Raw genomic sequence first — 26,567 nt, 5'->3', positions numbered from 1 at the left:
GGGCGGGCCACGCGAGATGCAGCCTTACCTTGCACTCGACGACGTGTGAGGCCCTAACACCGCGTTGTTACGTTCTTGCGAAACACCCAGCCCGAGTGTTCGGGATCACAAGCAAAAGAGGGGCTAGTCGTCGATGAGACTTCCCGTTATTTCCCCGGATGAGATGTCGCCACGGCAGCGGGAGGTGGCCGATCGGATCGCCGGCCGCCGGGGCGCCGTCCGCGGCCCGTTCCGTGTCTGGCTGCAGAGCCCCGAGCTCTGTGACCGGGTGGAGTCGCTCGGCGCGTTCCTCCGTTTCGACTCGAGCCTGCCGCTGCGCCTGCGGGAGTTGTCGCTGCTGATCGCGGCCCGCCATTTCGACGCCCAGTACTCCTGGAACGCGCACTTCGAAAAAGCCGTTCAAGAAGGGATTCCGTACGAGGCGGTCCGCGCGATCGCCGAGCGGACGGAACCGTCGTTCGACCGGCCCGAGGACGCCGTGTTCCACCGGTTCTGCGTGGAGCTGCTGGAGAACCACTTCGTCTCGGCCGGGACGTTCGCGGCGGCGCGGACGTACTTCGGGGATCAGGGGCTGGTCGACACGGTCGGCTCGCTCGGCAACTTCAGCATGCTGGCGATGTGCCTGAACGCGTTCGAGGTCGACCTGCAGGCCGACCGGGAGCCGCCGTTCCCGGACATCCGCGGATACGCCCGGGTCGAGGCATGACCGCCGAGACCCCGGTCCTGACCGTCCGGGAGGTGACCAAGAGCTTCGGCGGCGCCGCGGCCCTCACCCGCGTCTCGGCCGACTTCTTCCCGGGCGAGGTGCACGCCCTGATGGGCATGAACGGCGCCGGCAAGTCCACGCTGGTGCAGATCATCAGCGGGGTCCTCACCCCGGACGAGGGCACCTGCGAGATCGGCGGGGGCACGCCCCGGAACCCGCGGCAGGCCCGCAGGCTCGGCGTCTCGATCGTCCCGCAGCGCCGCGAGCTGGTCATGACGCTGACCGTCGCGGAGAACATCATGCTCGGCGACCTGCCGGCCGGCGGCTCGGTGGTCCGCTGGCGGACGGTCCGGGAGACCGCCCAGCGGGCGCTGCAGGCGCTCGGGCTGGACATCGACGGGGACGCGGTCGCCGGCGACCTGACCGTGGCCGAGCAGACCATGGTGGAGGTGGCCCGCGAGGTTCGCCGGGGCGGCAGAGTGCTGATCCTCGACGAGCCGACCGCGTGCCTCGGGCCGGAGGCCGCCCAGCAGATCCGCGACCTGGTGATCCGGCTGCGGGACAGCGGGGTGGCGGTGGTGTTCATCTCGCACCACATCTCCGAGGTGCTCGCGCTCGCCGACCGGATCACCGTGCTGCGCGACGGGCAGGTCACCTGGACCGGGCTGGGCAAGGAGACCGACGAGCGGGGCCTGGTCCGGGACATGGTCGGGCGGGACGTGGTGTCGGCTCGGCCGGTGCGGAACGCCGTACCGTCGGAAATCGGTCTTCGCATTTCGCAGTTGTCTGACGGGCGGTTTCTGGACAACTTCGACATCGAGGTGGGCCGGGGCGAGATCGTCGCGGTGCTGGGGCCGGCCGGGGACGCGCAGTCGCGGTTGTTCGATCTGCTCTCCGGGCGGCGGCGGGCAGGCGGCGGCGAGGTCGCTGTCGCCGGAAAAGCCGTTAAATCCGGGAAAATCGGGCGGAGCCTCGCGAGCGGGCTGCGCTGCGTCACCGGAGACCGCCGCAGACTGGGGCTGATCCCGGGCCTGACCATCGACGAGAACGTCCTGCTCGCCCAGGATCGCCTCGACCGCCGCAAGCTGCACCGCTGGGGCCTGCTGGCGAAGCGCGCCGCCCCGCTGCGCGACAACTACCGCGTCGTCTCGCTGGCCCGCAACCCGCCGGTCGAGCATCTCTCCGGCGGCAACCAGCAGAAGGTGCTGCTCGCCAAGTGGCTGGGCACCGCCCCGGCCGCGGTGCTGCTGGAGGACCCGACGAACGGCGTCGACGTGGCGGCGATGGCCGAGATCCACACCCTGGTCGACGCGCTCGCCGCCGAGGGCGTCGCCGTCCTGCTCGCGTCCTCGTCCGCCGAGGAGGTGATGCGCCTCGCCGACCGGGTCGTGGTGGTCCGCGGCGGGCGCCGCGTCGCCGAGTACCGGGTGGACGCCATCACCCGGGACGACCTGATCGCCGCCACGTTGGGAGGAGCCCTGTGACCGCGTCGACCATCGCCCGCCCGAAAGCGACGAAAGTCTCCAAGATCCGCGGGACCCAGCACCTCGGCCTGCTGTTCGTCCTCGCGCTGATCGTGATCTACGCCAGCGTCCAGACCGACTCGTTCCTCAGCTCGAACAACCTGCTCAACGTGCTCCGCCAGGTCAGCGTCGTGGCGGTGATCGCGGCCGGCCTGACCCTGCTGATGACCGCCGGCGGGATGGACTTCTCGATGGGCGGCAACGTCGCGGTGACCACCGCGGTCGCCGCGCAGATGCTGGCCCACGGCTACGGCACCGGGCTGACCCTGCTCGTCTCGATCGCCCTGGCCGTCGTGATCGGCCTGGTCAACGGTGCGGTGGTGACGTTCACCGGGGTGGCGCCGTTCGTCGCGACGCTGGCCACCGCGACGCTGCTGGACGGGGTGGCGCTGCTGGTGATCAACGGGATGAGCGTCTCGATCGGCGGGCACCTGTTCGCGCTCGGCAACGGCCGCACGTTCGGCCTGCCCAACCTGGTCTTCGTGGCGGCGCTGGTGCTGGTGCTGACCGCGCTGGTGATGCGGTACACCACGTTCGGGCGGGACGCGTTCGCGATCGGCGGCAACGAGGACGTGGCTCGGCTGAGCGGGATCAACGTCGTACGCGACAAGCTTCTTCTCTATGGTCTCGCCGGCGCGCTCGCCGGGCTCGCCGGGATCATGCTGCTCTCCCGGCTGGCCGCCAGCAGCCCCGGCACGGGTGGCCTGCAACTGCAACTCACCGCGGTCGCCGCGGTGGTCATCGGCGGCACGTCGCTGGCCGGTGGGCGCGGCACGGTGGTCGGCACGGTGCTGGGCGTGCTGCTGCTCGGCGTGGTCGCCAACGTGCTGAACCTGCTCCAGATCTCGTCGTACTACCAGCAGATCTCGGTCGGCGCGGTGCTGCTGATCGCCGCGATCGCGAACCTCCTGCAGCGCCGGCGCCACTGACCTTTCCGCACAGGCTTCGCTCACCCCTCGCATCCTTCGAAAGGGAGATATAACATGAAAAAACTGATTTATGGTACGGCGATAGCGGCGCTCTGCCTGACCTCCGTGGCCGCCTGCGACAAGGGCGAGGCCGCCAGTGGGAGCGGCGACACGGTCACTCTCGGCTTCGTGAACGGCGCGACCACCGAGTTCCATACCTGCCTGGAGAAGGCGATCAACAGTCAGGCCGCGACGAGCGGCGCCAAGGTCGTCTCGGCCAACTCGAAGCAGGACCCGGCCGCCGAGCTCAGCAACATCGAGGACATGATCTCCCGCAACGTCGACGCGATGATCGTCCAGACGGTGAACTCGGACGCGCTGAAGAACGACGTCGCCAAGGCCAAGGCGGCGCACATCCCGATCTTCCTGACCTCGGTGCTCACCGACGACACCACCGACATCCTGGGCGCGGTCGTGGTCGACCTGAAGGGCCTCGGCAAGCTGGACGCCGGCTGGGTCTCGACGGACGCCGGCAACACCGCCGCCGAGGTCGGCATCATCGCCGGCGCCCCGGGTGCGGCCTCCGACCAGATGGTCGCCGGGTTCAAGGACGCGCTGCCGGTGAACCTGACCGTGGTGGCCAACCAGCCGGGCATGTTCAACCGGCAGAAGGCCCAGGACGTCGCGGAGAACATGATCCAGGCGCACCCGAACCTCAAGTACGCCTTCGTCGCGAACGAGGACATGGCGTTCGGCGCGTACCAGGCGTTCCAGGCGGCCGGCAAGACCGTCAAGATCGTCACCGCGAACGGCACCGACGACGGTCTGGCCGCGGTCAAGGACGGCAAGTTCGCCGCCACGGTCGCCAACTCGGCCACGGTGATGGGCCAGCTGGCCGTGAAGAACTCGCTCGCCCTGCTGAAGCCGGGCAGCGGCACGGAGAAAATCGCGAACGTGCCCATCGAGCTCATCACCAAGGACAACCTGGACAAGGCGCCGCAGTACTGCCTGAAGGACTGACGGTTCGTTTCGAGCGTGGTGGAGCGGGGCCCCGCTCCGCCACGGATCTGCAGGAGGATCCATGGATCGCATTCTGGTCATGCGCAGTTTCGTGACGGTCGCGAAGGTCGGCAGTTTCAGCGGCGCCGCCAAGCAGCTCGGCACGTCCGGCTCGCTGATCTCCCGGCACGTCGCCGACCTGGAGAAACAACTCGGCGTGCACCTGGTGAACCGGACCGCGCGCTCGGTCAGCCTGACCGAGCCGGGCGTCCGGTACAGCGAGTTCGCGCAACGGATCCTCGACGAGATCGACGCCGAGGACGCGAAGATCGCCGAGGCGCACGACCGCCCCGAGGGTCCGCTCTCGATCATCTGTCCCAAGTGGATCGGCGGGATGGACCTCGGGGACGCGATCGCCGAGTTCGCGGTGAGCCATCCGCGGATCGCCGTGCGGTACGAGCTCGGCGGCATGTCCGACCGCACGTACGACTTCCTCGACTCCGGCTTCGACGTCGCGTTCCACACCCGTGACCTGCGGGACTCCAGTGTCCGGCTGAAGCGGATCGCGTCGCTGCCGTTCGTGCTCTGCGCGTCGCCGGGATACGTGGAGAAGCACGGATCGCTGACCGACCCGAACGATCTGGGCGATCACGACTGCCTGGTGCACGTCAACGATCCGGTCTGGCGGATCGGGCACGGGCACGCCAGCACGCTGCACAAGATCCGGAACATCGCGTTCCAGTCGAACTCGTACATCGCGCTGCTGAAGGCGGCCGTGCACGGGCGCGGCATCGCGCTGCTGCCCAGCCGCTCCGCGTACGACGAGCTGGTGGACGGGCGGCTCCGGGTGCTGCTGCCCGAGCTGCCGGTGCCCAGCCGTTCGCTGTACGCGATCTACGGCCCGTCCGCGCAGGTGCCCCGCAAGGTCGAGGTGTTCCTGGGCTTCCTGACGAAATGGTTCGCCGAGAATCCGCTCCCCGTCTTCGAGCAGCCTTCGCAATGAAGGGTTGCGAATTTCGCGGGGTCGGGCGGCGGAATGCGCTCCTAGGATCGGAAATGACTGATCGGAAAGGCAGGCGACGGTGGGAGTCCAGCGCATCGAGTCGGTGATTTACACCGTCGACGATCTCGCCACGAACGTTCGATTCTTCGACGATTTCGGCCTCGCGCTGGAATCGCAGGACGAGACGACCGCGGTGTTCCGCACCCGGATCGGCCAGACGCTGGTGCTGCACGCCGGCGACCGTTCCGATCTGCCGCCGGCGGTCGAGAAGGGGCCGACCGCGCGAGAGATCGTCTGGGGCGTCGACACGGTTGAAGAGCTGGCGCGGCTGGCGGCCAGAGTCGGCGCTTCGCCAGGCGAGGACGGCGTCTTCCGCGCTGTGGACCGGACCGGGTTCGGTGTCGGCCTGACTCTTGCCGATATTTCGGACTATGTCCCTTCCGCGCCGCGCAAGGCGAACACCAGCGGCGCGGTGACCAGGGTGAACGAAGCCCTCGGCCCGGTCGGCCGGGTCCGCCCGATCCGGATGTGCCACGTCGCGCTGAACATTCCCAAGGCCGGTCAGGAGGAGGCCGTCGCGTTCTACGTCGACGGGCTGGAGTTCATCCCGACCGACGTGGTCCAGCCGATGGGCACGTTCATGCGCGTCGAGGGCGACGCCGACCAGCACAACTTCCTGCTCTGCCACCGGCCGGACAAAGCCGGGATCAACCACGTCTCGTACGAGGTGGCCGGCTTCGACGACGTGATCGAGGGCGGCAACCACATGATCGAGAAGGGCTGGCAGGAGGCGCGCAAGCTCGGCCGGCACACGGTCGGCTCGAACGTCTTCCGCTTCGTCCACGCCCCCTGCGGCGGGCGGGTGGAGTTGGCCGCGGACATGGACCGGATCGACGACACGTACGGGACCCGCGTGCACGAGACCGCGCCGCCGCACCACATCTGGACCCTGCGCAGCTCCCGGGAGACCTCATGACGGATTTGTCCCTCTATATCGATGGCGCCTGGGTCGCCACGGAAGACACCGCGCCGGTGCTCAACCCCGCGACCGAGGAGGTCATCGGACGGGTCGCGCTGGCCACGACGGAACATCTCGACCAGGCTCTCGACGCGGCCGAGCGGGGCTTCGCCGTCTGGACGGCCACCCCGATCGCCGAGCGCACCGCGATCCTGCTCAAGGCGGCCGCGCTGCTCACCGACAGGGCCGACCACGTCGGCCGGGTGATGACCCTGGAACAGGGCAAACCCTTCGCGGAAGCGCGCGGCGAGGCCCTGCGCGTGGCCGGCGCGCTGCGCTGGGACGCCGAGGACGCCCGCCGCGCGTACGGCCGGATCATCCCCTCGGCCGACGACACGGTGCTGAGCGTGCGGCAGGAGCCGATCGGCCCGGTCGCCGCGTTCACCCCGTGGAACTTCCCGGCCGGCTCCCCGATGCGCAAGATGGCCGGCGCCCTCGCGGCCGGCTGCTCGATCGTGATCAAGGCGTCCGAGGAGACCCCCGGCACCGCCGTCGAGCTGGTCCGCTGCTTCGCCGACGCGGGACTCCCGGCCGGCGTGCTCAACCTGGTCTTCGGCGAGCCGGCCGAGGTGTCCAAGCACCTGATCGCCGACCCGCGGATCCGCCTGGTCGCGTTCACCGGCTCGATCCCGGTCGGCAAGCTGCTCGCCGCGCAGGCCGGCGCCGCGATGAAACCGTCCCTGATGGAGCTCGGCGGCCACGCCCCGGTGATCGTCGCCGCGGACGCCGACCCGGTCCAGGCCGCGCGCAAGGCCGCGTTCGCCAAGTTCGTCAACGCCGGTCAGGTCTGCACGGCGCCCAGTCGCTTCCTGGTCCACTCGTCGCTGCACGACGCGTTCGTCGCGGCGTTCGTCGAGGCCGCGGGCCGGGTCGTGGTCGGCGACGGGCTCGCCGAGGGCGTCACGATGGGCCCGCTCGCGAACCCGCGCCGGCTCAAGGCGATGGAGGAGCTGGTGGCCGACGCGGTCAGTCGCGGGGCCTCGGTGCGGACCGGCGGCGGGCGGCTGGACCGGCCCGGCTTCTTCTTCGCGCCGACCGTGCTGACCGACGTGCCGGCCGACGCGCGGGTGATGGTCGAGGAGCCGTTCGGGCCGATCGCGCCGATCGTCGCGTTCGACGATCTCGACGACGCGCTCCGGATCGCGAACTCCCTGCCCTACGGGCTCGCCGCCTACGGCTTCACCCGGTCGTCGAAGACCGCGGAGAAGCTGATCCGGGGTTTCGAGGCCGGCATCCTGTCGATCAACCACTGTGGTGGGTCGGTCCACGAGGCGCCGTCCGGCGGGGTGAAGTCCAGCGGGTACGGCCGGGAGGGCGGGCCCGAGGGGCTGGACGCCTACCTGGTCACCAAGCGCGTCTCACACCTGCTGGTGGACTGAGGATGAGATACAGCCGCATCAGGGTCGACGGTCGTCCGGTCTGGGCCGAGATCGCCGATGGCCTGGCTCACATTATGGACATTTCGCCGATTGAAACAGAGCCGCTACGCCTTGGCCGGCGGCTGCCGCTGGCCGACGTCGACTTCCTGCCCCCGGTGATCCCCGGCGTCTTCTACGCGGTCGGCTTCAACTACCGGTCGCACGTCGAACACTACGGGGCGAAGGCGCCCGACCGGCCCGAGGTCGGCTACCGGGCGAACAACGCCCTGACCGGCCACCACCAGCCGATCGTCAAGCCGGCCGAGGTGACCGGCCGCTTCGAGGCCGAGGGCGAGGTCGTCGCGGTCATCGGCCGGACCCTGCGCCGCGCGAGCCGGTCGGAAGCGCAGGAGTCGATCTTCGGCTGGACCATCGGCAACGACGTCTCCGCCCGCGAGTGGCAGCACGCCGACCGCACGTTCTGGCGCAGCAAGAACAGCGACACGTTCAAGCCGATGGGCCCGTGGATCGAGACCGACGTCGACCCGCTGGCGCAGACCACCACGGTCCGGGTCGACGGCGGGGTGCGGGCCAGGTTCGCCACCGGCGACATGCTCTTCGACCCGTTCGACTTCATCGTCGAGGCAACCAAGTACCTCACCATGCACCCCGGCGACGTGCTCTGGATGGGCGCCGACAGCAACGTCCAGCTGGAACCGGGCCGAACCGTGGAGATCGAGATCAGCGGCATCGGCACGTTGTCGAATCCTGTCCTGGAAGAGAGGCACCCCTGATGAGCAACGCTCCGAAGTACATCCACCACGTGAACTTCCCGACCACCGATCCCGAGCGCACCAAGGAGTGGTATTCCAAGGTCTTCGGGCTCAAGGCGATCACGCCGAAGAGCAACACCAAGGTGGTGCTGATGACCCGGGGCAACTTCGACCTGCACTTCACGCCGGTCGAGGAGATGGACCGGATGGCGCCGTACCACTTCGCCATCGAGGTGGAGGACTGGGACGGCTTCCTGAAGCACCTCGCCGACCTCGGCATCCGGCACACCCGGCCGATCGAGCGGCCGGAGAACCAGTCGAAGTTCTGCTACATCCACGACCCGGACCACACCATGATCGAGCTCGTCTTCCACGGAAAGCGGCCCGCCTGATGCCGTTCGCCGCCGCCCCCGACGGGGCCAGGATCTACTACGAGCGCCACGGCGCCGGGCCCGCGATCCTCTTCGTGCACGGCTCCGGCGGGCACCACGCGGCCTGGTGGCAGCAGGTCACCGCGCTGCGCGACCGCTACACCGTGGTCACCGTCGACCTGCGCGGCTTCGGCCGGTCCGACTCCTCGATGCCGGAGTTCGACGGGCAGGACTTCCCCGGTGACCTGATCGCCGTCCTCGACGCCGAGGACCTGCGTGACGTGCTGCTGGTCGGCCAGTCGATCGGCTCGGTGGCCGCGCTGCGCGCCGCGCTCCAGCGTCCGGACCGGGTGGCCGGCGTCGCGCTCGGCCACTCGCTCGGCGGGCTCGACCACCCGGAGTTGTCCGAGCTGGTCGCCGCCGACCGGGCCGAAGCGGTCAAACTGCCGGTGATCGACCGGCTGATGAGCAGGAAGTTCCAGGCCGAGCAGCCCGCGAAGACGTTCCTGTTCCAGCAGATGGGCACGTTCAACGTGGCCAAGATGGCCGACCTGCGCAACCTGTCGACCGGCGGGCCGACCATCGAGGAGATCGTCGCCTCGGGCGTGCAGCTCTGGTTCCTGGCCGGCGAGACCGACGCGGTGCTCAGCGTCGCCACCGTCAAGCGGGCACACGAGCTGGTCAAGGGCTCGCACCTGGCGATCGTGCCGGGCGCCCCGCACTCGATGTACTGGGAGTCGCCCGACCTCTACAACGCCGCCGTCGCCGAGATCCGGGAGGCCCTCGCATGACCAGACTGACTCTCGCGGAAGCGGAAGAGATCCTGACCGGAACCCTGGCGCGTGGCGCCGAGCTGGGCAAGGCGCTCAGCGTCGCGATCGTCGACGCCGGTGGCCACCTGATCTCGGTCAAGCGCTCGGACGGCGCCCGCGCGCTGACCCCGAGCATCGCGATCGCCAAGGCGTACAGCTCGGCGATCATGGAGCGGCCGACCAACATGCTCTACGACTGGGCGAACAGCAACCCGGGGTTCTTCGCGCAGCTGTCCACGATGGCCGCGCACCCGATCGTGGCGACCGAGGGCGGCGTGACGATCAAGCGGGACGGCGAGATCCTCGGCGGTCTCGGCGTCTCCGGCGGCACGCCCGCCGAGGACCAGAAGGCCTGTGAGGAAGTGCTGACCGAGCTCGGCTACGAGTTGACCTTCGCAGCGTGGGGCAGAAACCGGGGGGAGAACCGTGGCTGACACCTTCAAGTTCCGCATCGACCACCACGGCAGCCTGGTCCGGCCGCCCGAGCTGCTCGCCGCCCGGGCCGTGAACGCACCCGGCCTGCGCGCGATCGAGGACGCGGCGATCGCCGAGGCCGTGCGCCGGCAGCGCCGACTGAGCCTGACCGTGGTCACCGACGGCGAGTTCCGGCGGGCCGACTTCCGCAGCGCGGTCCTCGACGCGGTCGACGGGTTCGACCGCGGTGAGCTGAAGCCGCACCGGTCGCTGGTCGCCGAGGACGCTTCCGCGCTCACCGCGCTGACCCAGATCCCGGCCAAGGCCACGCTGCCGTCGCCGGCCTACCTCGCGGCGAAGCTCTACACGCCCGGCGGCGCCTGGGGGAGCACCCGTGAGCTGGGCCTGGCCCTCGCGAAGATCATCAACGACGAGATCGAGGCGATCATCGCCCGCGGGGTCCGCTACCTCCAGATCGACAACCCGGGGTATGCGGCCGCGCTCACCGGGCAGCCCTTCGACCTCGACGAGGCCATCGAGATCGACTCGCTCGCGGTCACCCTCAAAGACAAGCCTTTCAACGTACGAATCGGGATATGTCCCATTTTCTCGGCTGAAGCGGAGGTCGACGCTGCTGTCGCCGAGAAGCTGTTCGCCGGCGTCCCCGTCGACCGATGGAGTCTCCCGTTCGACAAGGGCACCCCGGGTGAGGTCGCCCTGCTCCGGGCCGTCCCGGCGGAGAAGGACGTCTGCCTCGGCATCGTCGACCCGACGAGCGCCGAACTGGAGGACATCGACACGATCATGGACCGGATGGACGTCGCCGGCGACATCCGCGACCTGGAGGACGTGGCGGTCAGCCCGAGCGCCGGCTTCTCCCCGACCGCCGGCGGCACCACGATCGGCGTCGAGGACCAGTGGCGCAAGCTGATCCACGTCGAGACCATCGCCCGGATGTGCTGGGGCAACGAGCTCTGACTCTGCTCCGGGGCCGGACCGGCCGGCCCCGGAAGAGGAACTAGATGACCTCGGCGAACGTGACCTGACGATCGGTCAGCAAGGGCCGCACGGTCCCCACGATGTACTCGGCGAAATGCTCACTCGCCGCGTGCGCGTCGAATCCGGCCCGGTCCAGGTAGACCTCGTAGAGCACGAACCCGTCCTCGGCGGTGTGCACCACGTACTCGAGATTCCCGGGCTCCGCCCGGGTGTGCTCGCGCATCTTCAGCAGTGCCTTCCGGATCAGCGACGCGTCCGACGGCTCGCACCGGTAGTGCGCGATGACGGCGTATGCCACGAGCTTCCTCCACACAGTTTGTCGGTGCGCCGATTCCAGCAAAGAAATCGGTGCGCCGGGCGCAACCAATGCATCCGCCGCAACGCATGGTCCGGCCCGCTCGACGGTTCCTAACATTCGCCTACCGACCCGATCCGAGGAGTGCAAGATGTCCGTTCGCACGATGGAGACGCTGGCCGGCGGCCACTGGGTCGGCTCGGACAGCTGGGTCGACGTGTTCGACCCGAGCGACGTGCGGGCGCCCTTCGTCCGGGTCCCGGCGCTCACCGCCGCGCAGGTCATCGAGATCTACGCGGCCGCGCAGGCCGGATTCAAGGTCTGGCGGGCCACCTCGGCGATCGAGCGCTCGAAGATCCTGGCGAAGGCGTCGGTGCTGCTGCGGGTGCGGGCCGCCGAGATCGCCGAGGCGATCACCCGGGAGAACGGCAAGACCCCGGCCGAGGCGCGCGGCGAGGCGGAGAAGGTGGCCGACTTCTTCGAGTACTACGCGGCGGCCGGCCGGGCGGAGTACGGCTCGCTGATCCACGACGCCCGCCCGGACACCCGGGCCGGCTACCAGCGCGAACCGCTCGGCGTGGTGCTGGCGATCGCCCCGTGGAACGACCCGATGATCACCCCGGCCCGCAAGCTGGCCCCGGCGCTGGCGGCCGGCAACGCCGTCGTGCTCAAGCCGGCCACCGAGACGCCGACGTCGGCGCTGCACCTGGCCCGGGCACTGCACGACGCGGGCGTGCCGGCCGGCGTGGTCAACGTGGTCACCGGCCGTACGTCGGAAATCTCTGATGCCCTTCTGGATGATCCGCGGATCGCGGCGGTCACGTTCACCGGCGGCAACGAGGTCGGCGAGGCGCTGCGGGTGCGGTTCGCCGCGCGCGGCGTGCGGTTCCAGTCGGAGATGGGCGGCAAGAACGCGTCGGTGGTCCTCGCCGACGCGAACCTGGCGAAGGCGGCCACCGGGGTCGTCGCGGCGTCGTTCGGGCAGGCCGGGCAGCGCTGCACGGCGACCAGCCGGGTGCTGGTCGACCGGGCGGTCTACGACGAGTTCCTACCCCTGCTGCGCGCGAGGGTCGCCGAGCTGACCACCGGACCGCTGGTCAGCAAGGCACATCAGGGCAGCGTGCTCGCGCATCTCGCGGGCGCGGTCAAGCAGGGCGCCCGGGTCGAGCTGGGCGGCGCGGAGGTGCCCGGACCGGGCTGTTGGGTCGAGCCGACCGTGCTCACCGACGTCACTCCCGACATGGACATCTGGCGGGATGAGGTTTTCGGACCGGTCGTCGTCGTACGCCGGATCGATGGTCTGGAAGAGGCGATCGAGGCGGTGAACGACTCCCGGTTCGGGCTCGCCGCGGCGATTTTCACCGACAGCCTCGCGGCGGCGAATCGGTTCATCGCCGAGGCCGATTGTGGACAGATCGCCGTCAACACCACGACGAGTGGCTGGGACGTGCATCAGCCGTTCGGTGGCTTCCGGGACTCCGGCTCAGCTTTCAAGGAGCAGGGCGCCGAGGCGTTGCGGTTCTATACCAAGGTCAAGACGTTCGCCGTCCACTTCGGCTGAACGCGCGACCTATCGAAAGAGGCAGGACATTGATGGCTGACGAGACCATCGGGATCGTGGGCGCCGGCATCGTCGGGCTGGCGATCGGGCGGGAGATCACCCTCCGGCGGCCCGGGACCAGGATCGTGGTGCTGGAGAAGGAGAACGACGTCGCGCTGCACCAGACCGGGCACAACTCCGGGGTGGTGCACGCCGGCATCTACTACCCGCCGGGCAGTTTGAAGGCGCGGTTGTGCACGCGCGGGCGGTCGCTGCTCAAGGAGTACTGCCAGGAGCGGAAGATCGCCTACGACGAGTGCGGCAAACTCGTCGTCGCGGTGCGGGCCGACGAGTTGGGGCGGCTCGACAATCTGGAGAAACGGGCGCGGGAGAACGACGTACCCGGATTGCGTCGTGTTGATCCCGCAGGGATCCGCGAGATCGAACCGCACGCCGCCGGCCTCGCCGCGCTGCATTCCCCGGAAACCGCGATCACCGATTTCCCGGGCATCGCGCGGGCCTTCGCCGACGACATCGTTGCCGCCGGGGGCGAGGTCCGCTTCAACTGGCCGGTCGACGGGATCAGCGCGCAGGCCGGCCGCACCGAGGTCACCTCGGGGGAGAACCGGCTGGTCGTGGACCGGTTGATCATCTGTGCCGGGATCCATTCGGACCGGGTGGCCAGGCTGGCCGGCGATCAGCAGGAGCCGATCATCATCCCGTTCCGGGGCGAATACATGCGCGTAAAAGCCGATAAAGCGGACATGGTCCGCGGCATGATCTACCCGGTTCCGGACCCGCGGTACCCATTCCTCGGCGTGCATTTCACCCGCCGCGTGACCGGGATCGTGGAGGTCGGCCCGAACGCGGTGCTGGCCACCGCGAAGGAAGGCTACAAACGCTCGAACTTCTCCGTTCCGGACCTCGCCGCGCTCGCCGCGTGGCCGGGTGCCTGGCGGATGGCGAAACAGCACTGGCGCACCGGGGTCAAAGAGGTCCGCGGCTCGCTCTCCAAGAGCCGATACATGGCCGAGGCGATGCAGTACGTCCCGGAGATCGGCGCGGCTGATGTCGTGCGGGCCGGAGCGGGCGTGCGGGCCCAGGCCCTCGACCGCGACGGCAGCCTCGTCGACGACTTCCGCATTCACCGGCTGGGTGCGATCACGGCCGTCCGGAATGCGCCCTCACCAGCGGCGACGTCATCCCTGGCGATCGCCGAGCACGTGGTCGGCGCGGTTTTCGACTGACGCATTCATGCAAGAACCGATTGCACGCTACGGACTCCGCACCACGCGATTTCTTCCCTAGCGTCTTTCACAACCGGATCGAAAGGAAACTCATATGTTCGTCGTCGACTCCCAGGTGCACATCTGGAAGGAAGAGACCCCGGACCGCCCCTGGGTTCCGGGAGCCCGCGAACGGATCCGGCTGAACGGACACCGGGAGGACCCCTTCTCGTACGAGGAGTGCCTCGCGCTGATGGACGAGGCCGGCGTCAACCGCGCGCTGATCCTCCCGCCGTCCTGGGAGGGCGACCGCATCGACTACGCCCTCGAAGCGTGCGAGGCGTACCCGGACCGGTTCGGGATCATGGCGCGGATCCCGCAGAACAAGCCGGCCGAGGGGACGGCGATGCTGCGGGACTTCGCGCAGAACCCGTACATCAAGGGCACCCGGCTGACGTTCCACCGCCCGATCGACCGCAACTGGATGATCGACGGCACCAACGACTGGTACTGGCCGCTGGCCGAGGAGCTGAACATCCCGACCATGGTGCACGCGCCGATCTGGAAGGCCGAGCTGGGCGCGATCGCCGGGAAGCACCCCGGCCTGAAGCTGATCATCGACCACATGGGGATCATGGCCCGGTGCGTCGACGACGCCATCGGCTACTGGGTGTCGGAGACCGCCGACCTGCACAAGTACCCGAACATCTACGTGAAGGTCTCGGCGCTGCCCGGCTACTCGACGCAGCCGTTCCCGAACCTGAACATCGAGAAGTACGTCCGTGAGATGGTGGACAAGATGGGCCCGGAGCGCTGCTTCTGGGGCACCGACATCACCCGTCTGCTGGGCCACGGCCTCAGCTACGTGGAGACCATCGAGCAGTTCACCAAGCACTACGACTTCACCGCCGAAGAGCTTGAGTGGATCATGGGCCGGGGCATCTGCGAGGTCCTCGGCTGGCCGATCACGCCGACCTCGACCGGGAACTGACATGGCTTCGCACTCCGATGGCGGCGACGCGGTCGTCAGCGCGTTCAACGCGGTCGGGGCGGACTACATCTTCTCCTCACCGGGGTCCGAATGGGCCCCGGTGTGGGAGTCGCTGGCCCGCCGCCACCGGGACGGACTGCCCTGCCCGTCGTACCTCGACCTGCTCCATGAGACCGTGGCGGTCGGCATGGCGACCGGGTACGCCCTGGTCACCCGCCGCGCCCAGGGCGTGCTCCTGCACGCCGGGCCGGGCCTGCTGCAGGGCTCGATGGCGATCCACGGCGCGCTGCTGGCCGGCGCGCCGATGGTGGTCGCCTCGTCCGAGTCGATCACCTACGGCGACGGTCCGGGGCCGGACCCGGGCGGCCAGTGGTACCGCAACCTGTCGGTGGTCGGCGGTCCGCACCTGATGGCCGCGCCGTTCACCAAGTGGTCCTCGCAGGCGGCCAGCGTCCACACGCTGCCCACCATGATCACCCGTGGGGCCGAGCTGGCGGCCAAGTCGCCGGCCGGCCCGGTCTACCTCAACATCCCGCTCGAAGTGCTGCTCGACCCGTGGGATGCTCCGGACCCGAAGCCGGTCGTGCCGCACGGCAACACGGTCAGCACGGCCGAGGACATCCAGGCGGTTCTGGACCTGCTGGCGTCGGCTGCGAACCCGGTGATCATCACCGAGACGACCGGTCGCGAGCCCGGCGGCCTGGAAGCGCTGGTCGAGTTCGCCGAGGCGCTGCGCATCCCGGTCGTCGAGCCGAACTCCGCGGTCTGCGTGAACTTCCCGCGCGACCACGAGCTGCACGCCGGCGGCGAGATCGAGCCGTTCGTCGACACCGCCGACGTGATCGTGCTGCTCAACTGCCGCGCGCCGTTCTACCCGCCGTCGCGCCGGCCGGCCCTCGCCAGGATCGTCGTGATCGACGAGCAGCCGCAGCGGCCGCACATCGCCTACCAGGTCCTCAACGCCGATCACTACCTCGAGGGCGGCGTCGCGGCGACCCTGCGCGAGCTCGCGGTCAGATTCAAAGAACAAGGCTTTCCGGTACGGCCATCGGACCCGTCCCGCCACGACGCCGAGGTCGCCTCCGTCGCCGCTGCCGAGGCCCGGGCCGCCGCCGCCCCGGTGATCGACCCCGTTCTGCTGGCCGCCGAGTTGCGTGCGGTTCTGGGCGGCGAGGGGGTGGTGGTCGACGAGACGATCACGCACAGCCGCGTCGTCCAGCGGCACCTGCGGGCGACCCGGCCCGACGCGTACTTCTACGTGCAGGGTGGCCTCGGCCAGGGGCTCGCCGTCGCGCTCGGCGTGAAGCTGGCTCTGCCGGACCGGACGGTCGCGCTGACCATCGGGGACGGCGCGTTCCTCTACAACCCGATCGTCCAGTCGCTGCAGGCCGCCCGGGCCAACGGGTTGCCGCTGCTGATCGTGGTCTTCAACAACGCCGAGTACCGGTCGATGAAGCTGAACCACCTGCGCTTCTACCCGCAGGGCGCGGCCGTGGAGACCGGTGAGTTCCTCGGCAACGACCTGACCGACCAGCCCGACCTGGCCGCGTTCGCGGAACCGTTCGGCATGCACGGCGAGACCGTCGCCGCCCCGGCCGAGCTGCGGCCCGCGCTGGATCGGGCGGTCAAGGCCGTCCGCGGCGGCACCACCGCGATCGTCAACGTCCGCGTCTCCCGTTAGGACCTTCCCCCATGCCCGCACCCAAGTTGCTCGTCCCCGCCGACGACCTGCGCTCCTTCACCACCGCCCTGTTCATCGCGGCCGGCCTCGGCGCGGAGCACGCCGCGGTGACCGCCGACGTCCTCACCTGGGCCAGCCTGCGCGGGGTCGACTCGCACGGCGCCTCCCGGGTGCCGCGCTACCTGGAACTGCTCGACTCGGGGGAGGCCAACCGCGCTCCCTCGTTGAGCTTCACGTCGACCACCGCGGCGGTCGCCGTGCTGGACGCCGACCGTGCGCCGGGGCCGGTCGCGCTGAGCGCGGCGGCGGACGAGGCGGTCGCCCGCGCCCGCACCAGCGGGGCCGGCATCGTCGGGGTCCGGCAGACCGTCCACACCGGAGCGATCGGCTACTACACCTCGACGATCGCCGCGCGGGGGCTGATCGGGATCGCGTTCGTCGCCGGGATGCCGAACATGGCCTACCCCGGGGTCAAGGGCGCGGCGGTGGCCACCAGCCCGCTGTCGATCGCCGTCCCGGCGCCCGGCCACGCCCCGGCCCTGCTCGACATGGCCACCGCCGGCATCGCCCTCGGCAAGATCGCCCAGTTCCGCAACGCCGGGAAGGAGCTTCCGCCGGGCACCGCGGCCACCGCCGACGGCGTGCCGACCACCGACCCGAACTTGGCGAAGCTCCCGCTCCCGCTCGGCGGCGTCAAGGGCGCCGGCATGTCGCTGGTCTTCGAGCTGCTCACCAGCGTCCTGGTCGGCGCGCCGATCCTCAGCTCGTTCCACTCGGACGACCCGCAGGGCCGGGTGCACCGTCAGAACGCGCTGATCCTCGCCCTGGACCCGGCCGCCTTCGGCTCGTCCTCGGACTTCGGTCCAGCCGTCGGCGCCACGCTGGACACGCTGAAGAGTCTTGCCCGGGCCGACGAGGACACGGAGATCCGTTACCCGGGCGAGAACAGTGCGGCGGTCGCCGAGTCCCGCGCTGCCAAGGGCATCCCGGTGGCCGCGAAAGTCTGGTCAGAACTCCAGGTGGCCGCGGAGAAGCTCGGCGTCCCCCAGCCGACCGGGTCTTTGAAACCGTGACCAACGGCGGACGTCGCCCTGGAGGGTCTCGCGTTCTGGGCGCCCCGCGCCCTGCGAGGCCCGGAAGGGTCCCCGCGGGAGCGACGATCAGTTATCGGCCGCAGCCGAGGCAATAAAGAATTTGATCTTGAAGGTTCGTCGGGGAATTCACTCAGCGGTAGGTGAAGCGGCTGACCAGCTGGTTCATGTCGGAGGCGAGGGTGGCCAGCTCGGCGGCGGCCCGCTGGCCCGCCGCCACCGTCATCGTGCTCTGCTCGGCCGCGCTGGAGACGCCGTTGATGTTGCGGGCGATCTCCGACGCCCCGGCCGCCGCGGTGGCCACGTTGCGGTTCATCTCGGCGGTCGTCGCGGTCTGCTCCTCGACGGCCGACGCGATCGTGGTCTGGAACTGGTTGATCTTCTCGATCACCTCGCCGATCCGGACGATCGCGGCGACCGCGCTCTCGGTGTCGGACTGGATCGCCTGCACCCGCTGCGAGATGTCCTCGGTCGCCTTCGCGGTCTCCTGCGCGAGCTCCTTGACCTCGCCGGCGACGACCGCGAAGCCCTTGCCGGACTCGCCGGCCCGGGCCGCCTCGATCGTCGCGTTCAGGGCGAGCAGGTTCGTCTGCTCGGCGATCGAGGTGATCACCTTGACCACGGCGCCGATCTCCTGGGAGCTGGCGCCGAGCTTGCTGACCGTCTGGGTGGTCTGCGCGACGACCTCGACCGCTTCCATGGTGACGCCGGCGCTGGCGGTGGCGCTCTGCGAGATCTCCTGGATCGCCTGGGCCATCTCGTCCGCGCCGGTGGCGACGGTCTGCAGGTTGAACGAGACCTCGGCGGCCGAGCCGTTCGCCGCCTCGGCCTGGTCGGTGACCGCCCGGGAGCCGGCCACCGTCTGGTCGTTGACCCGGGCCAGCTCCTGGGAGCTGTGGGCGAGCAGCTGGGCGCCCTCGGCGAGTGCGGTGACCGTGTCCCGCACCGAGGTGGTGGCCTTGTTGACCGCGCGGGCCATCGCGCCGATCTCGTCGCGGCCGGACGCGGGGACGCTCAGGTTCAGGTTGCCGGCCGCCATCGCCTCCATCGCCTCGGCCACCGGGTGCAGGCGGCGGGTGATCGAACCGGAGATGAGCAGCGCGAACCCGATGCCGGCGAGCAGCGCCAGGCCGAGCGTGATCATCACGTCCCGGCGGGCCGAGACGTAGTTGGCGTGCGCCTGGTCGAGCGCCGCGAGCGCGCCGGTGTTCTCGACCCGGGACAGTTCGCCGACGGTCTCCGACATGCCGCCGACCGAGGTGTTGAAGACCGACGGCTGGACCGGTTTGCCGGACTGGGCGTCGGTCAGCGCCTGCTCGAACGTGGCGACGAAGTCGAGCAGCTTCTCGGTGACGGTGGCCGCCTCGGCGCTCTTCGGCTGCGCGTCGTACTGCTTGAGCGTCTCGTCGAGCGCCTGGACCGCCTTGGCCGTGCCCTGCCCCGCGGTCGCCCGCTCGGCCGCCGTCGACGACGAGCCGGACATCGCGGCGAAGTGGGCGATCTCGGCCTGCGCGCCCCGGATCCTGCCGAGCAGGTCGATGTTCGTCATGTTCTGGTTGCGGACGCCGGCCATGCGTTCGTCCATGTCGCCCATCCGCACCACCGCGAGCACGCAGGCGCCGGTGACGACCACCGCGATGAGCAGCACCGACGCGAGGATCTTGGTGCGCACCCGGAGGTCGCTGAACCAGCGGGCCAGCACGTTGCCGTTCGGCACGGGTTCGATGGACATGGTTGCTCCCATAAGCCCGGAAAAAGGGGACTGCATCCCCCTTTTCGTCAGACTTCTGCGTTTGCTGAGGTTTCCGCCTGGATGCGCTTGCGTGCGGCGGGAACGACCAGAGGGGTGCCGGTCTCCGGGTCGTCGATGACTCGGCACGGAAGTCCGAAGACGTCCTCGACGAGCGCCGCGGTGAGCACCTCGCCCGGCTGTCCGGATTTCGCGACCTTCCCGTCCCGCATGGCGATCAGGTGGGTGGCGTAGCGGGCGGCGTGGTTCAGGTCGTGCAGCACCGCGACAAGCGTCCGGCCCTGGCGCTCGTGCAGCTCGGCGCAGAGGTCGAGGACCTCGATCTGGTGCGCGATGTCCAGGTACGTGGTCGGCTCGTCGAGCAGCAGCAACGGGGTCTGCTGGGCCAGCGCCATGGCGATCCAGACGCGCTGGCGCTGCCCGCCGGAGAGCTCGTCGACGTTGCGGTCGGCCAGGTCGCCGACCCCGGTCGCGGCCATCGACTCGGTGACCACCCGCTCGTCCTCGGCCGACCAGCGGCGCAGCAGGCCCTGGTGCGGGTAGCGGCCGCGGGCGACCAGCTCGGCGACGCTGATCCCGTCCGGCGCGGTGGACGACTGGGGGAGCAGGCCGAGGGTCTTCGCGACGGTCCGGGTCGGCAGCGAGTGCACGTCCGTCCCGTCCAGCAGGACCGTCCCGACGGTCGGCTTGAGCAGCCGGGACAGCGCGCGCAGCAGGGTCGACTTGCCGCACGCGTTCGGGCCGATGATCACGGTGAACGAGCCGTCCGGGATCTCGACGCTCAGCTCCTCCGCGATGACCCGCTTGTCGTACGCCAGGGTCATCCCGGTCCCGCTCAGTCGGCTCATCTCCGCACCCCACACCTAAAGTTGATCATCAGATTCGACCCGCCTTGCGCTCGCTGACCAGCAGCCACACGAGATAGCCGCCGCCCAGCGCGCCGGTGACCACCCCGACCGGCAGCGGATACCCGGAGTGCATGGCCAGCCAGTCGGCGCCGACCGCGAGCAGCGCGCCGATCGCCATCGACGGCAGCAGGTTCGGGCCGGGCGCGCGGGTCAGCCGCCGGGCGATGTTCGGGGCGATCAGCGCGACGAAGTTGACCGGCCCGGCCGCGGCCGTCGCGCACGCCACCACCAGCGAGGCGATCAGCAGCGTGCCGTTGCGCAGCCGCCGGACCGGGACGCCCAGCCCGGCCGCGAGGTCGTCGCCCATCTCCAGCATCCGCAGGCCCGGGCCGCAGCCGACGGCGAGGATCGGGATGGTCACGATCAGCACGCCGAGCAGCGGCAACGCGTCCTCCCAGCCCCGCCCGTCGAAGCTGCCGGTGAGCCAGAGCATCGCCCGGGCGTTCTCCATCTGGACGCCCTTGGTCAGCAGCCAGCCCATGATCCCGTTGAGGATCGCGGTCATCCCGACGCCGATCAGGATGAACCGGTAGCCCTGCAGCCCCCGCCGGCCGCCGATCAGCTGGATCAGCAGGGCGGTGGCGATGCCGCCGGCCACCGCGGCGAGGGAGAGCTGGGTGCTGCTGCCGCCCAGGACCACCACGGCCAGCGCCGCGGCCCCCGCGCCGCTGGTGATGCCGAGCACGTCCGGGCTGCCCAGCGGGTTGCGGGTGATCGACTGGAAGACCGCGCCACCGGCCGCGAGGGCCATCCCGACCAGGATCGCGGTGATCACCCGGGGCAGGCGCAGCTCGTTGACGATGAACGCCTGCGCGGCGGTGCCCTGGCCGGCCAGGGTCCGGATCACGTCGGCGGGGGCGATCGGGAAGTCGCCGGTGCCCAGGGTGAGCACGGCCGTCGCGGCCATGGCGAGCAGCGCGGCGACGCCGATGACGACGGCGCGGGGTCGGACGGTCATCATTTCGCGACTCGCACCAGGTAGAGGAAGAGGGGACCGCCGAGCACCGCGGTGACCACGCCGACCTGCAGCTCGCCGGGGCTGCCGACAACCCGGCCGAGCACGTCCGCGCCGACCAGCAGGACCGGGGCGAGCACCGCCGTGTACGGCAGCATCCAGCGCAGGTCGGGCCCGGTGATCGGGCGGACCAGGTGCGGGATGAGCAGGCCGACGAAGACGATCGGGCCGCACGCCGCGGTCGCCGCCCCGCAGAGCAGGGTGACCGCGACGATCACCATGGCCCGGATCACGCCGGGCCGGGCGCCGAGCGCGCGGGCCGCGTCGTCGCCGAGCGACAGCGCGTTCAGCGGCCGGGCCGTCGCCAGCGCGAGCAGGACGCCGGCCGCGATGAACGGGGTGAGCTTCCCGAGCGTGTCGAAGTCCGCACTGGCCAGTGAGCCGACCGTCCAGAAGCGAACCTTCTGGATCGAGGCGGTGTTCGCGAGCAGCACCGCGCTGACGTACGAGTAGAGCGCCGCGTTGAGGGCCGCGCCGGCCAGGGCGAGGCGGGCCGGTGTCGCCGCGCGCCCGCCGCCGACCGCGTAGACCAGCGCGGTGACGGCGGCCGAACCGGCGAGCGCGAACCACACGTACCCGGAGAAGGTGGCCACGCCGAAGAACGCGGCGGACGTCGCCACCGCGGCGGACGCCCCGGCGTTGATGCCGAGCAGGCCCGGGTCGGCGAGCGGGTTGCGGGTCAGCGCCTGCATGATCGCGCCGGCCAGGCCCAGTGCCAGGCCGACGAGCAGGCCGAGCAGCGTCCGGGGGAGCCGCATCTCGTGGACGATCCGGTAGTACGGCGAGCCGCTGTCGACCAGGCCGGCCCAGACCTCGCCGGGGGACAGGAAGCGCGCGCCGAAGCCGATGCCGAGCACGAGCACGACGGCGAGCACCGCCAGCGCGGCGACCAATCCGGCCGCCCGGACCGCGCCCGTGCGAACCCGCTGCTCAGCGAGGGTGTCGATGGTGGACAGTGGTGGGCTCCCGTTCGCTTCCGGCGGATCCTGTTGACGCGCGTTCGGCTCGTTAGGTTAGCCTAACCATCCACCCGTTCGAACGACCGGGTTGTTGTCCTGCGAAAGATGTGAGCATGTCTTTTTCCGCCCTGCCCCTGTCCCGTCGTGGCCTGCTCGCGGCCGGTGGCGCCGTCGCTGCCGGCGCGGTGCTGAGCGCGTGTGGCGGTAAGGACGACGACACGTCCGCGCCGGCCGCGTCCGCCGCTGCCGCCGGCCCGTGGAGCTTCACCGACGACCAGCCCAAGGAGCTGAAGGCCGACAAGGCCCCGTCGAAGATCGTCGCCTTCACCGGCACCGCCGCCGCCCTGGCCGACCTGGGCCTCCAGGACCAGATCGTCGGCGTCTTCGGTGAGACCAAGAAGGCCGACGGCACCGCCGAGGCACAGGCCGGCTCGCTTGACGTCAACAAGGTCCAGATCATCGGCAACGCGTGGGGCGAGTTCTCCGTCGAGAAGTACGCCGCGCTCACCCCGGACCTGCTGGTCACCCACCAGTTCGACCCGGGCTCGTGGTGGTACGTCCCGGACGAGTCGAAGGACAAGATCCTCGCCGTCGCCCCGAACAACGCCCTGATCACTGTCGGTCGCGTCCCGCTGAACAAGCCGATCGAGCGCTACGCCGAGCTGGCCAAGTCGCTGGGCGCCGACCTGACCGCGCCGAAGGTCGCCGAGGCCAAGGCCCGCTTCGAGAAGGCCGCCCAGGACCTGACCGACGCCGCGAAGGCCTCCGGCGGCATCAAGGTCCTGTTCGGCTCCGGCGCCGCGGACATCTTCTACGTCTCCAGCGCGGCGGTCAGCTCCGACCTGATGTACTTCAAGGAGCTCGGCGTCGACCTGATCCTCCCCGAGGTCAAGGGCCAGGACTACTACGAGTCCCTGAGCTGGGAGAACGCCGACAAGTACCAGGCCGACATCATCTTCCTGGACGCCCGCACCGGGACCCTGCAGCCGAAGGACCTGACCGCGAAGCCGGCCTGGAACGCGCTGCCCGCGGTCAAGGCCAACCAGGTCTTCCCGTGGCAGGCCGTCCCGATCTACTCCTGGAACGGCGCCGCGCCGCTGCTCGAGTCGCTCACCGCCGCGATCAAGAAGTCCAAGAAGCTCGCCTGATCCGCGCCATCCCGACCGCCGCCGGTGCCATTCGCCGGCGGCGGTCGCGGTTTCGAGCGAATGATCAAAATCTTCATTTCCTCGGTCCGCCGGGGTACAGATCGTCGCTCCCGCGGGGACCCTTACGGGCCTCGCAGGGCGCGGGGCGCCCAGAACGCGAGACCCTCCAGGGCGACGTCCGAGGGTGGGCACGGTTACTTCACAAAACCCGGGTTACCGCGTCACCGGACCAGTGCAGCGCGCCCCGGTCGGCCAGGTAGCGGACGTGCGCCATGGTCTCGGCCACCGCGCCGACCCGCATCGTCCCGATCTCCGCCCACGGCCGTGACCAGGTCAGTTGCTCGGCCAGCTGCCAGATCGTCGGCGCGCCCAGCTTCTCGACGACCGCCACGATCTCCTCGCAGCGCTGCTCGTGGTGCGCCCGCAGCTGACGGGCGCGGGCCGCGATGCCACGGAACCGGTACTCATGAGCGGGCAGCGCGTCCAGCCCGTCGTGCTCGGCCACCTTCGCCAGCGACTCCAGGAACGACTCCAGCGGCGACGAACCCGGCCGCTGAAGCCCGATGTTCGGACTGATCCGCGGCAGCAGATGATCCCCGGTGAGCAGCACCCCCGCCTCGGCGTCGACCAGGCAGATGTGCCCGGGCGTGTGCCCCGGCGTCCACACCACACGCAGCTTCCGCCCCTTGAGCGGCACCGGGTCGCCGTCCTCCAGCAGCAGGTCGGGCTGGGCGGGCGCGGCGAGCCGGTGCTGCCCGATCGTCCCGGCCAGCACGGCGATCTCGTCCTCCGGGACGTGATGCGCCCGCAGCCAGTCGGCCGGGGAGTCGGTCGGGACCAGCGCGTCCCGCTCGGCCGGGTGCATGGCCACCCAGGCGCCGGCCTGCTGGAGCCGCTTGGAGAGCCCGTGATGATCCGAGTGCACGTGCGTGACGACCACGCCGGTGACATCCCCCGGCCCGGCCCCGGCCGCCGCCAGCCCGTCGAGCAGCGCGGCCCAGCCCTCGTCGCTGTCCCACCCCGGATCCACGACGACCAGCCCGTCATCCCCGGGAATCAGGTAGGACAGCGTGTACCGCAACGGACTCCGCGGAATCGGCACCGGCACCGACCAGATCCCACCCGCCGGGCGCCCGCCCCCGCCTGCCGGGTGTCCGCCCCCGTCGGTGAGTTGCTCCGCCGGCACCGACCAGATCCCGCCGGCCAGGCGCCCGGCCTCGTCGGTGAGGTGCTCCACCGGCGGCAGCACGCGCGCCTTCCAGGCCTCACGCTGCGCGACACCGGTCACGACGATCGCGTCGCCGGCCGCACGGGTCACCGGTGCCATCCGAACCCCACTTCCTAGACGACTCTTGTCTAGGAAACCGACCCTAGACTGATCGACATCCACGCGGCAACGGAAGGCGGCCCGATGTCAGCAACCCCACAAGGGCGTCCCCGCGACCCCGACGTCGACGAACGGATCACCCGGGCCGCCGCCGAGGTGTTCGGCGAGAACGGCTGGCACCGCTTCACCGTCGACTCGGTCGCCCGCCGGGCCGCGGTCGGCAAAGCCTCCGTCTACCTCCGCTGGCCGAACAAGGAAGCCCTGCTCGCGGCCGCCCTGACAGCCCGCCTGAACGGCATCGAGGACATCGACACGGGCGCGGTCCGCGACGACCTGATCAGCCTGGCCCGGCAGATCCAGCGCTCCTACCTCGGCGAGGCCGGCCGCGCCGCGCTCCAGCTCCGGGTCGACGCCCAGCGGGTGCCCGAGGTCCGCGACCACCTGCAGCGGTTACAGGAGTCCCAGGTCCTGGCGGCCCGCGCGATCGTCCGCCGGGCCATCGACCGGGGCGAGCTGCGGCCCGACACGAGCGTGACCCTGCTGCTGGACTGCGTCTGCGGCGGCGTCCTGAATCATGTGCTGGCTACCCCTCCCCACCTGCGCGATCAGGTGGCCGCGGGCGCTGATCACTACGCCACGGCCTTGGTCGACTTCGTGCTCTCGTCCACCCGAGCCTAGGGACTCGAGCGCCCCCGCGGCGGTTGTCCACAGCGCGCGGTGGATCCGTTTCGCCTGGAACGAGCCGCGGCCCGGCGCCCATGGCACCACCCCGGCTCCAGCCGCCCAGAACCGCAAGCGATCCTCACGGCAGCCGTGGTCACCAGCTCCTCCCGCGCGGCTGGTCGTGAGGGCTGTTCCGGACGCCTTGGGCAGCCGTGGTCACCAGCTCGTTCGGCGCGGCTGGTCGTGAGGGCTGTTCTGGGCGCCTTGGGCAGCCGTGGTCACCAGCTCACTCGGCTCGGCTGGTGCTCAGGGCTGTTCAAGCGCGCCGGGACAGCCCTGAGCACCAGCCGGGAGCTTGCGGCGTCGGCGGAGCGGGCCCACGGCGTACCCCCGGAAGTCACCGCAGGCGGCAACTCCCGCTAGCGGCGGCCGCAGCCGTGACCAGGAGCGGGCGGTGCCTGGCAAGCAAAACAGCGAGCAGGCCGGAGCCGTGACCGACCGGCGGGCAGCGGCGCCAGGCAAGCAGGCGGCGGCGCCAGGCAAGCAGGCGGCGGCGCCAGGCAAGCAGGCGGCGACGCCAGGCAAGCCGGCAGTGGCGCCACTGGACCGTCTGTGGTGGATGATCTGCCCCCGGGGGACTACTCCCGCGGCCGGTCCTTCTTCGGGAGGGCGGCCACGACCGCGTCATAGGACGCGTCGACCGCCTCCAGGATCTCGTCCGCCGGGATCCGGCCTCCCAGGCGCAGCGTGTTCCAGCCGTATCGCCCGATGTAGGCGCTGGCCGAAGCGTCCTCGGGAAACCGGGTCACCCACTCGTCGGCCAGGTCCCGCCCCTTGCCGCACTTCACCCCGACCGTCGTGCCCGTGCTCCCCAGGAACGCGAAGATCTTCGGGCCGACCTTGACCACGACGTCGCCCTCCCAGGGCTCGTCCTGCCAGGCCCCGGGCTTCGCGAGACAGTGTTGCCGCAGCTTCTCCCCGTCCATACCGCCCGGCATACGGCATCCCGCCCACGAAAGCAACCACGACACGGCCCGGCACCGCAGCGGCGACCCGGCACAACCCAGCGACCCGACATGACCCGACGTC

26 protein-coding genes are annotated in these 26,567 nt (G+C 70.4%); 19 read left to right on the top strand and 7 right to left on the bottom strand.

Going from position 1 to position 26,567, the window contains the following annotated elements:
• Window positions 1-133 precede the first annotated feature (133 nt).
• From L3i22_RS36965 to L3i22_RS36910, 12 genes are all read left to right on the top strand, one after another.
• Window positions 134-706: a carboxymuconolactone decarboxylase family protein gene (locus L3i22_RS36965; RefSeq protein WP_221322107.1), complete on the top strand. Its 573-nt coding sequence runs from the start codon at window positions 134-136 to the stop codon at window positions 704-706.
• Window positions 703-2,190 (top strand): sugar ABC transporter ATP-binding protein, encoded by a 1,488-nt coding sequence (locus tag L3i22_RS36960; RefSeq protein WP_221322106.1) that lies wholly within the window; start codon window positions 703-705, stop codon window positions 2,188-2,190. The genes L3i22_RS36965 and L3i22_RS36960 overlap by 4 nt, the downstream gene beginning before the upstream one ends.
• Window positions 2,187-3,158 (top strand): ABC transporter permease, encoded by a 972-nt coding sequence (locus L3i22_RS36955; protein ID WP_221322105.1) that lies wholly within the window; start codon window positions 2,187-2,189, stop codon window positions 3,156-3,158. The genes L3i22_RS36960 and L3i22_RS36955 overlap by 4 nt, the downstream gene beginning before the upstream one ends.
• 54 nt (window positions 3,159-3,212) lie before the next feature.
• Window positions 3,213-4,157, top strand: a complete 945-nt coding sequence (locus L3i22_RS36950) for a sugar ABC transporter substrate-binding protein (RefSeq protein ID WP_221322104.1) — start codon at window positions 3,213-3,215, stop codon at window positions 4,155-4,157.
• 61 nt (window positions 4,158-4,218) lie between these two features.
• Window positions 4,219-5,139, top strand: coding sequence for a LysR family transcriptional regulator (locus L3i22_RS36945; protein ID WP_221322103.1), 921 nt, complete (start codon window positions 4,219-4,221; stop codon window positions 5,137-5,139).
• Between the two features lie 79 nt (window positions 5,140-5,218).
• Complete coding sequence (locus L3i22_RS36940) at window positions 5,219-6,115, top strand: VOC family protein (protein WP_221322102.1); 897 nt, start codon at window positions 5,219-5,221, stop codon at window positions 6,113-6,115.
• Complete coding sequence (locus L3i22_RS36935; protein ID WP_221322101.1) at window positions 6,112-7,536, top strand: NAD-dependent succinate-semialdehyde dehydrogenase; 1,425 nt, start codon at window positions 6,112-6,114, stop codon at window positions 7,534-7,536. The genes L3i22_RS36940 and L3i22_RS36935 overlap by 4 nt, the downstream gene beginning before the upstream one ends.
• A 2-nt stretch (window positions 7,537-7,538) precedes the next feature.
• Window positions 7,539-8,309 carry a fumarylacetoacetate hydrolase family protein gene (locus L3i22_RS36930; protein ID WP_370644272.1) on the top strand — a complete coding sequence of 257 codons (771 nt, stop codon included), beginning with the start codon at window positions 7,539-7,541 and terminating at the stop codon, window positions 8,307-8,309.
• The gene (locus tag L3i22_RS36925; RefSeq protein ID WP_221322099.1) at window positions 8,309-8,680 is read left to right on the top strand and encodes a VOC family protein; all 372 of its coding nucleotides are present in this window, start codon (window positions 8,309-8,311) and stop codon (window positions 8,678-8,680) included. Before L3i22_RS36930 ends, L3i22_RS36925 begins: the two co-directional genes overlap by 1 nt.
• Complete coding sequence (locus L3i22_RS36920) at window positions 8,680-9,450, top strand: alpha/beta fold hydrolase (RefSeq protein ID WP_221322098.1); 771 nt, start codon at window positions 8,680-8,682, stop codon at window positions 9,448-9,450. Before L3i22_RS36925 ends, L3i22_RS36920 begins: the two co-directional genes overlap by 1 nt.
• On the top strand, window positions 9,447-9,905 hold the full coding sequence (locus L3i22_RS36915; protein WP_221322097.1) for a heme-binding protein: 459 nt from the start codon (window positions 9,447-9,449) through the stop codon (window positions 9,903-9,905). The genes L3i22_RS36920 and L3i22_RS36915 overlap by 4 nt, the downstream gene beginning before the upstream one ends.
• On the top strand, window positions 9,898-10,863 hold the full coding sequence (locus tag L3i22_RS36910) for a hypothetical protein (protein WP_221322096.1): 966 nt from the start codon (window positions 9,898-9,900) through the stop codon (window positions 10,861-10,863). The genes L3i22_RS36915 and L3i22_RS36910 overlap by 8 nt, the downstream gene beginning before the upstream one ends.
• 40 nt (window positions 10,864-10,903) lie before the next feature.
• Here the strand turns inward: L3i22_RS36910 and L3i22_RS36905 are convergent, their stop codons facing one another.
• A complete protein-coding gene (locus L3i22_RS36905; RefSeq protein WP_221322095.1) occupies window positions 10,904-11,182 on the bottom strand; it encodes a putative quinol monooxygenase in 279 nt (92 codons plus the stop codon).
• A gap of 148 nt (window positions 11,183-11,330) precedes the next feature.
• Between L3i22_RS36905 and L3i22_RS36900 the strand changes: the two genes are divergently transcribed.
• The 5 genes from L3i22_RS36900 (at window position 11,331) to L3i22_RS36880 (ending at window position 17,690) form a co-directional block, all read left to right on the top strand.
• The gene (locus L3i22_RS36900) at window positions 11,331-12,740 is read left to right on the top strand and encodes an aldehyde dehydrogenase (RefSeq protein WP_255657447.1); all 1,410 of its coding nucleotides are present in this window, start codon (window positions 11,331-11,333) and stop codon (window positions 12,738-12,740) included.
• 32 nt (window positions 12,741-12,772) lie between these two features.
• Window positions 12,773-13,966: an L-2-hydroxyglutarate oxidase gene (lhgO, locus tag L3i22_RS36895; protein WP_221322094.1), complete on the top strand. Its 1,194-nt coding sequence runs from the start codon at window positions 12,773-12,775 to the stop codon at window positions 13,964-13,966.
• Window positions 13,967-14,060: 94 nt separating this feature from the next.
• Window positions 14,061-14,936 carry an amidohydrolase gene (locus tag L3i22_RS36890; RefSeq protein WP_221322093.1) on the top strand — a complete coding sequence of 292 codons (876 nt, stop codon included), beginning with the start codon at window positions 14,061-14,063 and terminating at the stop codon, window positions 14,934-14,936.
• Window position 14,937: 1 nt separating this feature from the next.
• Complete coding sequence (locus L3i22_RS36885; protein ID WP_221322092.1) at window positions 14,938-16,617, top strand: thiamine pyrophosphate-dependent enzyme; 1,680 nt, start codon at window positions 14,938-14,940, stop codon at window positions 16,615-16,617.
• Window positions 16,618-16,628: 11 nt separating this feature from the next.
• Entirely contained in the window at window positions 16,629-17,690 is a 1,062-nt protein-coding gene (locus L3i22_RS36880) for an Ldh family oxidoreductase (RefSeq protein ID WP_221322091.1), read from the top strand.
• 151 nt (window positions 17,691-17,841) lie between these two features.
• On the opposite strand, the gene L3i22_RS36875 is transcribed toward L3i22_RS36880, so the two are convergent.
• The 4 genes from L3i22_RS36875 to L3i22_RS36860 are packed head-to-tail and all read right to left on the bottom strand — an operon-like array spanning window position 17,842 to window position 22,337.
• A complete protein-coding gene (locus L3i22_RS36875; protein ID WP_221322090.1) occupies window positions 17,842-19,440 on the bottom strand; it encodes a methyl-accepting chemotaxis protein in 1,599 nt (532 codons plus the stop codon).
• 47 nt (window positions 19,441-19,487) lie between these two features.
• The gene (locus L3i22_RS36870; protein WP_221322089.1) at window positions 19,488-20,306 is read right to left on the bottom strand and encodes an ABC transporter ATP-binding protein; all 819 of its coding nucleotides are present in this window, start codon (window positions 20,304-20,306) and stop codon (window positions 19,488-19,490) included.
• A gap of 28 nt (window positions 20,307-20,334) precedes the next feature.
• Window positions 20,335-21,324, bottom strand: coding sequence for an iron chelate uptake ABC transporter family permease subunit (locus L3i22_RS36865; RefSeq protein ID WP_255657446.1), 990 nt, complete (start codon window positions 21,322-21,324; stop codon window positions 20,335-20,337).
• Window positions 21,324-22,337 carry a FecCD family ABC transporter permease gene (locus L3i22_RS36860; protein WP_370644558.1) on the bottom strand — a complete coding sequence of 338 codons (1,014 nt, stop codon included), beginning with the start codon at window positions 22,335-22,337 and terminating at the stop codon, window positions 21,324-21,326. Before L3i22_RS36860 ends, L3i22_RS36865 begins: the two co-directional genes overlap by 1 nt.
• A gap of 110 nt (window positions 22,338-22,447) precedes the next feature.
• Between L3i22_RS36860 and L3i22_RS36855 the strand changes: the two genes are divergently transcribed.
• Entirely contained in the window at window positions 22,448-23,488 is a 1,041-nt protein-coding gene (locus L3i22_RS36855) for an ABC transporter substrate-binding protein (protein ID WP_370644271.1), read from the top strand.
• Between the two features lie 199 nt (window positions 23,489-23,687).
• Here the strand turns inward: L3i22_RS36855 and L3i22_RS36850 are convergent, their stop codons facing one another.
• A complete protein-coding gene (locus L3i22_RS36850; protein WP_221322086.1) occupies window positions 23,688-24,815 on the bottom strand; it encodes an MBL fold metallo-hydrolase in 1,128 nt (375 codons plus the stop codon).
• A gap of 84 nt (window positions 24,816-24,899) precedes the next feature.
• On the opposite strand from L3i22_RS36850, the gene L3i22_RS36845 reads away from it, so the two are divergent.
• Complete coding sequence (locus L3i22_RS36845; protein WP_221322085.1) at window positions 24,900-25,493, top strand: TetR/AcrR family transcriptional regulator; 594 nt, start codon at window positions 24,900-24,902, stop codon at window positions 25,491-25,493.
• Between the two features lie 623 nt (window positions 25,494-26,116).
• On the opposite strand, the gene L3i22_RS36840 is transcribed toward L3i22_RS36845, so the two are convergent.
• The gene (locus L3i22_RS36840) at window positions 26,117-26,464 is read right to left on the bottom strand and encodes an MmcQ/YjbR family DNA-binding protein (protein ID WP_221322084.1); all 348 of its coding nucleotides are present in this window, start codon (window positions 26,462-26,464) and stop codon (window positions 26,117-26,119) included.
• Window positions 26,465-26,567 lie beyond the last annotated feature (103 nt).

It is taken from the genome of Actinoplanes sp. L3-i22 (assembly GCF_019704555.1).
GTDB lineage: Bacteria > Actinomycetota > Actinomycetes > Mycobacteriales > Micromonosporaceae > Actinoplanes.
The sequence above is the reverse complement of the archived record's forward strand: the minus strand, read 5'-3'. Positions and strand labels throughout refer to the sequence as shown.

Coding starts and splice junctions, on each gene's coding strand:
- L3i22_RS36965 (WP_221322107.1), top strand. CDS start 134: ATGAGACTTCCCGTTATTTCCCCGGATGAGATGTCGCCACGGCAGCGG.
- L3i22_RS36960 (WP_221322106.1), top strand. CDS start 703: ATGACCGCCGAGACCCCGGTCCTGACCGTCCGGGAGGTGACCAAGAGC.
- L3i22_RS36950 (WP_221322104.1), top strand. CDS start 3,213: ATGAAAAAACTGATTTATGGTACGGCGATAGCGGCGCTCTGCCTGACC.
- L3i22_RS36945 (WP_221322103.1), top strand. CDS start 4,219: ATGGATCGCATTCTGGTCATGCGCAGTTTCGTGACGGTCGCGAAGGTC.
- L3i22_RS36935 (WP_221322101.1), top strand. CDS start 6,112: ATGACGGATTTGTCCCTCTATATCGATGGCGCCTGGGTCGCCACGGAA.
- L3i22_RS36930 (WP_370644272.1), top strand. CDS start 7,539: ATGAGATACAGCCGCATCAGGGTCGACGGTCGTCCGGTCTGGGCCGAG.
- L3i22_RS36925 (WP_221322099.1), top strand. CDS start 8,309: ATGAGCAACGCTCCGAAGTACATCCACCACGTGAACTTCCCGACCACC.
- L3i22_RS36920 (WP_221322098.1), top strand. CDS start 8,680: ATGCCGTTCGCCGCCGCCCCCGACGGGGCCAGGATCTACTACGAGCGC.
- L3i22_RS36915 (WP_221322097.1), top strand. CDS start 9,447: ATGACCAGACTGACTCTCGCGGAAGCGGAAGAGATCCTGACCGGAACC.
- L3i22_RS36900 (WP_255657447.1), top strand. CDS start 11,331: ATGTCCGTTCGCACGATGGAGACGCTGGCCGGCGGCCACTGGGTCGGC.
- lhgO (WP_221322094.1), top strand. CDS start 12,773: ATGGCTGACGAGACCATCGGGATCGTGGGCGCCGGCATCGTCGGGCTG.
- L3i22_RS36890 (WP_221322093.1), top strand. CDS start 14,061: ATGTTCGTCGTCGACTCCCAGGTGCACATCTGGAAGGAAGAGACCCCG.
- L3i22_RS36885 (WP_221322092.1), top strand. CDS start 14,938: ATGGCTTCGCACTCCGATGGCGGCGACGCGGTCGTCAGCGCGTTCAAC.
- L3i22_RS36880 (WP_221322091.1), top strand. CDS start 16,629: ATGCCCGCACCCAAGTTGCTCGTCCCCGCCGACGACCTGCGCTCCTTC.
- L3i22_RS36875 (WP_221322090.1), bottom strand. CDS start 19,440: ATGTCCATCGAACCCGTGCCGAACGGCAACGTGCTGGCCCGCTGGTTC.
- L3i22_RS36870 (WP_221322089.1), bottom strand. CDS start 20,306: ATGAGCCGACTGAGCGGGACCGGGATGACCCTGGCGTACGACAAGCGG.
- L3i22_RS36865 (WP_255657446.1), bottom strand. CDS start 21,324: ATGACCGTCCGACCCCGCGCCGTCGTCATCGGCGTCGCCGCGCTGCTC.
- L3i22_RS36850 (WP_221322086.1), bottom strand. CDS start 24,815: ATGGCACCGGTGACCCGTGCGGCCGGCGACGCGATCGTCGTGACCGGT.
- L3i22_RS36845 (WP_221322085.1), top strand. CDS start 24,900: ATGTCAGCAACCCCACAAGGGCGTCCCCGCGACCCCGACGTCGACGAA.
- L3i22_RS36840 (WP_221322084.1), bottom strand. CDS start 26,464: ATGGACGGGGAGAAGCTGCGGCAACACTGTCTCGCGAAGCCCGGGGCC.